This is a genomic window from Mycobacterium sp. (genome assembly GCF_032159775.1).
Lineage (GTDB): Bacteria > Actinomycetota > Actinomycetes > Mycobacteriales > Mycobacteriaceae > Mycobacterium.
Genome location: NZ_JAVHWK010000066.1, coordinates 1 through 5,731, shown reverse-complemented (window position 1 = coordinate 5,731; position 5,731 = coordinate 1). Strand labels below are relative to the sequence as shown.

The following is a 5,731-nucleotide window of genomic DNA, read 5'->3' as shown; positions in this document are numbered from 1 at the left end:
AGCAGCGGGTCCCAGTGATCGGAATGCACCGACGGCAGACCCAGCTTGTCCGGCAGGTCCGGGAAGGTGACGCACTTGGCGCCCTTGGCGGCGACCCGGTGGATCTCTTTGACGCTGGCATCCACATCCCAGAACGGCAGCATCGCGACGGGAATGAATCTGTCCGGCGCGGTAGCGGCCCACTCGTCGAGATGAAAGTCGTTCCACGCCGCCGAGCACAGCTTGGCCAATTCCTTGTCCTCGCCCTCCGCGAACACCGCGCCGGCGAATCGGGGGAACGACGGGAAACAGGTCATTGCCTGCACACCGTCGATGTCCATGTCGGCGACCCTTGCCTTCGGGTCGTAGCACCCGGGGATCATGTCGTCGTAGCGCACCGGCTCGATGCCATACTCCTCGGGTTTCTTGCCCGCCACCGCATTCAGGCCGATGTACGGGTAGATGCGGCCCTCGTAATCCCACACCTGGCACATCTGGCCGGTGTCGGGACGCTCCCACTCGATGATCTTCGGTCCGGCCTCCAAGTACTTCTTGGGCAGCCGGTCGCTCCACACCTTCGGATGTTCGATTAGATGATCGTCGACGGATATCAGTTCCATATACGGCTGCAACGGCACAGCTGCCTCCTCGGGTGATGTGAGCTTTCTCGAGTAAATCATAAAAACATTTAGTTATTTAGTTGTGATCGTAGTCACCGCGCCAGGTGCCAGCAAGCTGTTGCCCGGTGCGCCGGAATCTCTGGTTACAGCAGCTTTTTGCGGGCGGCGAGCCTGTCCCAGTGCTGTCCGGGGCCGCCGAACAACACTTCGTCGGTGCGGGCCCGGCGAAGGTACAGATGCGCGGAGTCTTCCCAGGTGAATCCGATGCCGCCGTGGATCTGGACGTTGGCGTGGGCCGCGTTGCGCAAGGACTCCGAACACACCGCTTTGGCCATGCTGGCGCGCCAGTCTGATTCGCCCGCCGACTCGGTGGCGTCGCCGTCGGCCGACTCCAAAGCCGCCGCCGACGCCGACCGTGCCCACTCGAGATCCACCAGCATGTCGGCGCACTTGTGCTTAACGGCCTGGAAACTGCCTATCGGCCGGTCGAACTGCTCTCGGGTGCGGGCGTACTCGGTCGCGATTTCCAGCACACGCTCGCACGCGCCGACCTGTTCGGCCGACAGCACCGCCAAGGCCAGATCGACGTTGCGCTCGATGATGTCGTCGACCGGTCCCTCCCCGGACAGCTTCAAGGCGGGCGCGGCGGTGAAGGTGATCGTCGCCATCGGCCGGGTCCCGTCAAGAACGCGCTCCGCGTCGACGACGACGCCGTCCGCGGCGGGGTCGATCAAAAACAACGCCAGTTCGCCGTCAGTCGTCGCGACCACGACCAGATCATCAGCGGCCGTTCCGTTGAGCACGTGGCGCACGGTGCCCTCGATGGTCCACGAGTCGTGGTCCGCGGAGGCGGTGAGGGTCACCGCGCTGCGACGCCACAGTCCACCGTCGCCGGTGAGCGCGGCTGCAGCGGTGCGCCGGCCTTCGAGCAGTCCGGAGAATCGGTCATCCGCATCGGGGTCGCGCCCGTGCAGGTCGACCATCAGGCCGGTGGCCAGCACAGTCGAGGCCACGAAAGGCACCGGCGCCAGGACGCGGCCCAGTTCGTGGGCGACCACCCCCAATGCGGACGCGCCGTAGCCGGCACCGCCGATGCTCTCCGGCGCGGCGATCGCGGCCACCCCGACCTGACTGCAGAGCACCTTCCACAGCTCGCCGTCAAAGCCGCGTTGCGGGTCCTCGGGGTGGTCATAGGCCACCGCTCGGACGCGGTCTTCGGACGCGTGTTTCTCGCATGCAGCGCGCACGGAGCGCGCAAGCTCGTCGCGTTCCTCGACGGACAACACCGAATTCGTTCGGCTAGTCGCCTCCGCAGTCATTGGCTACCTCCTGAAATCAGTTGCGCCAACTCGACTTTCGCGATCTTGCCGAGGCCGGTCAGTGGAAAATCGTCGACAAAGTGCAATCGCTCCGGCCATTTCTGTTTCATCAGGCCGCGTTCGTCGAGGAATGCGCAGAGCTCGCTGAGCGTGACGTCGCGGTGGCGCGGCGACCGCCGCACCACCGCGCACACTATCTCGCCGCGCAGCTCATCGGGCCGCCCCAGCACCGCCACCTCGTCGATGAGCGGATGCGCCAGCAACTCGTTCTCGACCTCATCCGGGGCGATGTTCTCACCCTTGCGGATGATCAGATCCTTGGTGCGTCCCGTCACGACGATGCGCCCATCGGGCCGGAGATAACCGCTGTCGCCGGTACGGAACCAGCCGTCTGAGGTCAACGCTTGCCGCCACTGATCGCTGTCCACGTAGCCCGGTGTCAGGTTGGCACCGCGTAGTTCGATTTCTCCGGTAGCGCTGATTCGGACCTCGGACCCCGGAATCGGGCGGCCGCAACTGTTGCTCTGTTGCTCTTCGGTGTCGGTGGCCGGGCTGACGCACACCATCGCCGCCTCTGTCATGCCATAGGCGTGCACGATCGGGACGCCCATCTGTTCGCGCACCTGCTTGTGCAGCTCTGGCGGGCACGCTGCGCCGCCGCCGATCAGCATGCGAAGCGAAGGAACGAGCGGCTCGCGACTGCCGCTCGCGACTTGTGCCGAGAGCAGCATCTGATAGAACGCGGTGCTGGCACCGGTGACCGTCACCTTGTGCTCGGTCAGTAGACGCGGCAGGGCGTCGGCGTCGACCTTGGGCACCATCAATAACGGGATATCGGCAACCAGCGCGCTGGCCAGGTAGACCATTCCGCCGATGTGCGCGATAGGGAAAGCGATCGTGCCGACCTCGTCGGCCTGCTGGCCGAGCCCGAGGTACGCGGCGTACCCGCGACCGGCGGCCAGCAGGGTCGCATCCGAGTGGCGCACACCCTTCGGTCGGCCGGTGGTTCCCGAGGTGAAATAGATCCATCGGGCGTCGTGCGCCGAGGGGTGCCGGTCCAATTCGGGTTGCACACTGGCAGGAAACGTCCGCAATCGGTCCACAAAATCGTCGGGCAACGTGATGGCGCTCACCCCGGGTGGCACGTTTGCGGCCGTCGACCCGTCGACGATCAGGGTGTCGGCGTCGGCGACCGCGAGCGCCGCACAGACCTCCCGTTGTCGGTACAGGTGTAGCACCGGCGCCTGCGTGACGGCGCTGCGGGCCAGCGTCAGCATGAGCACGGCGGCCGAGCAGTGCGACGGCAGCTGCCACGCGACGGTCATTCCCGGTCGGATGCCGGCCTCCCACAGCCAACGGGTACCTGCGGAGCTCAACGCAGCGATGTCCGCCACGGTGAGGGTCGCTCCTGCGCAGTCGCGCAACAGCGGCCGATCCGGCCGGCTGGCGGCGGACTCGTCGAGCAGCCCAGCGACGGTGTCAGTCGTCACCGAACGACCTCCTCCGTCGATCCTAAGCTTTAAACATTTAACCAATTCTTGGTCGGTCACTCCAACTTTTCGCCGAAGAGGCGTCATCCGCTGACGAAGGCGCCGATGGCCTCGGCGGTCTCATTGGGGCGATCCAACATGACATAGGTCGAACTGTCCGCGATGGTGCGCACAGCGGCGTTTGGGAACGTTTCGGCGAGACGCTCGGCATGGGCCAGCGGAAACATCTTGTCGCTGTCTCCCCACGCCATAAGCACCGGTTTGTCCCATCGCTTCAGCGCATCGACAGCCGCCATGGTGTAGCTGGGCTTCAGGTCTGCGGTGAATCGCGCGGCTTCGCGGCGCACGGCGGCCGACGTGAGGAATCCACCGAAAACGGCGGGCCTGCGCGCGGCGTCGATGCCGTGGCGGGTCACCGCCGACGTGAACAGCTTCAGGCCCGGGGAAGTGGTCAAGCCTTTCAACACAAGGGAGCCCAGCCTCTGGCTCAGCGCACACAACCGGACGATCGGCGCGAAGGCAGTCGGCGGAAAGTGTTCGAAGCTGTCGCAATTCGTGAACACCAGCTTCGACACCCTGTCCCAATTGAGCGTCGCGAGTCCCAAGGAGGCGAGCACGATTCCTCCGCCGGTGTCGTTTGCCACCAGCGTGACATCGGACAAGTCGAGCGCGGCGAGCAGGCCGACGATCAGAGAGCCTGATGCGGCGACACTGAGATCGACCTGGGCCCCGACCGGCTGGGCCTGGGCGCCAAAGGGCAGCGTCGGTGCGATGCAGCGATGGCTGTCGGACAGTCGTTGCACCACCTCCTGCCACAATCGCCCGGTGACGTAGGCGCCGTGGACGAATAGGACGACTGGCCCGGAACCCGTATCGGTGTACTCGATTTCGACATCGCCGACGGTGACCGAGGCCACCGGTCAGCCTCTGCGCGGACCCGGGGTGAACTTCACCGGCAGTTCCCGCACGGCGTACACCTCGCCCGCGTCCTCGAACAGCTTCGGCTCGCCCGCGAGCTCGAAGTCCGGCATCCGCTCCAACACCCTGGTCACCATGACGTCGAACATCATTTTGGCGTAGTGGGATCCAAGGCAGCGGTGCATGCCGACTCCGAAAGCCATCTGCTTCTTGGCATTCGGGCGTGAAAGATCCAACTTGTCAGGGTCTTCGAACACGGCTGGGTCGCGGTTTGCCGCCGCCCACATCAAAATCGCCCGGTCGCCCTTGCACAAGGGCTGTCCGTGGAATTCGGCATCTCGCGAAACTGTTCGGGCCAGCCCAAGAGTGGGTGTGTAGAGCCGCAGCAGTTCGTCGGTGGCCTTCTTGACCAAGCCTGGATCGTCGATGAACTGCTGGCGCAGTTCGGGATCCCGACACAGCCGCAACAACACGTTGCCGGTGAATCCGCTGGTGGTGTCCATGCCGCCCAGCATCATCAGCACCGTGTACATGGTGATCTGGCCGTCGTCGAGTGGCTTGCCGTTCAGCGTGCCGCGAAGAATGTCACTGAAAAGGTCGTCGCCAAGGCCCTCAGCTCGTCGCTCCTCCATGTGCTTGACGATCTCGCCGAACATCTCCATGCCGGACACGCCGGCTTTCTCCGGATCGTGGGCGCGATCGTGCACGACGCTGTGCACCCAGCCCACCCAATCCATATGTCGCGACTCATCGAACTTCAACAGCCGCAGGATCAGCCGGGCCGGCAACGGCGTGGTCAACTCGCCGACCAGATCGCACTCTCCCCGCTCGATGAAGGCATCGATGGCCTCGTCGGTCATCTCGATCGCGGCTTCGCGGAACCGCTCGGCCGAACCGGGGGAGAACCGCTTCAAAGTGACCTCGCGCAATTCCTGAGTCTCCGGCGGATCCGATTCAATGGGCAGGATCGGCAGCGGCAACTCGCTGGCGGGCACGCCGACAGACGGGAAGGAGTTGAACAGGTCGTCGTCGCGAGCGGCTTCGAACACCGATGCGTAGTCGGTCAGCGCCCAGAAACCCTCGTAGTGGTCGGAATATGCTACCGGACAGCCTGATTCGCGCATATTCCGGAATTTGCCGTAGGGATCCTCGCGGAACTCGGGTGAGTGGTGGTCGAGGTCTACCTCCGCGCGGCGCTGGGCTTCCGCCTGAGTGTCGGTCATTGGCACTACCGCCTTTCGTACTGACTATCTGGAGAGGATCGCGACCGCTGCGGTGCCCGGCGCCCCGTAGAGCTGTGCCAGAGCCACCCGGGGCTCGTTGGGCACCTGCCGATCGCCCGCGGTGCCGCGTAGCTGGTGCACCAACTCGAACACCTGACGTAAGCCGGACGCGCCGACCGGCT

General features: G+C 65.0%; 6 protein-coding genes. All 6 read right to left on the bottom strand.

Annotated features, from left to right (window positions below; genetic code table 11):
• Positions 1–617, bottom strand: a 617-nt coding sequence (locus QOJ24_RS06980; RefSeq protein ID WP_526260258.1) for an amidohydrolase family protein, incomplete at its 3' end; no start/stop codon positions are given.
• A 125-nt stretch (positions 618–742) separates the two neighbouring features.
• Positions 743–1,918 carry an acyl-CoA dehydrogenase family protein gene (locus QOJ24_RS06975; protein ID WP_526260257.1) on the bottom strand — a complete coding sequence of 392 codons (1,176 nt, stop codon included), beginning with the start codon at positions 1,916–1,918 and terminating at the stop codon, positions 743–745.
• A complete protein-coding gene (locus tag QOJ24_RS06970; protein ID WP_526260256.1) occupies positions 1,915–3,408 on the bottom strand; it encodes a class I adenylate-forming enzyme family protein in 1,494 nt (497 codons plus the stop codon). The genes QOJ24_RS06975 and QOJ24_RS06970 overlap by 4 nt, the downstream gene beginning before the upstream one ends.
• Before the next feature lie 83 nt (positions 3,409–3,491).
• Positions 3,492–4,325 (bottom strand): alpha/beta fold hydrolase, encoded by an 834-nt coding sequence (locus QOJ24_RS06965; RefSeq protein ID WP_526260255.1) that lies wholly within the window; start codon positions 4,323–4,325, stop codon positions 3,492–3,494.
• Between the two features lie 3 nt (positions 4,326–4,328).
• Entirely contained in the window at positions 4,329–5,549 is a 1,221-nt protein-coding gene (locus QOJ24_RS06960; protein WP_526260254.1) for a cytochrome P450, read from the bottom strand.
• 24 nt (positions 5,550–5,573) lie between these two features.
• On the bottom strand, positions 5,574–5,731 hold a 158-nt coding region (locus QOJ24_RS06955; RefSeq protein WP_526260259.1), incomplete at its 5' end, for a thiolase C-terminal domain-containing protein.

What these genes read in the sequence shown, in the direction of transcription:
- QOJ24_RS06960 (WP_526260254.1), bottom strand. Translation starts at nt 5,549, where the DNA reads ATGACCGACACTCAGGCGGAAGCCCAGCGCCGCGCGGAGGTAGACCTC.
- QOJ24_RS06975 (WP_526260257.1), bottom strand. Translation starts at nt 1,918, where the DNA reads ATGACTGCGGAGGCGACTAGCCGAACGAATTCGGTGTTGTCCGTCGAG.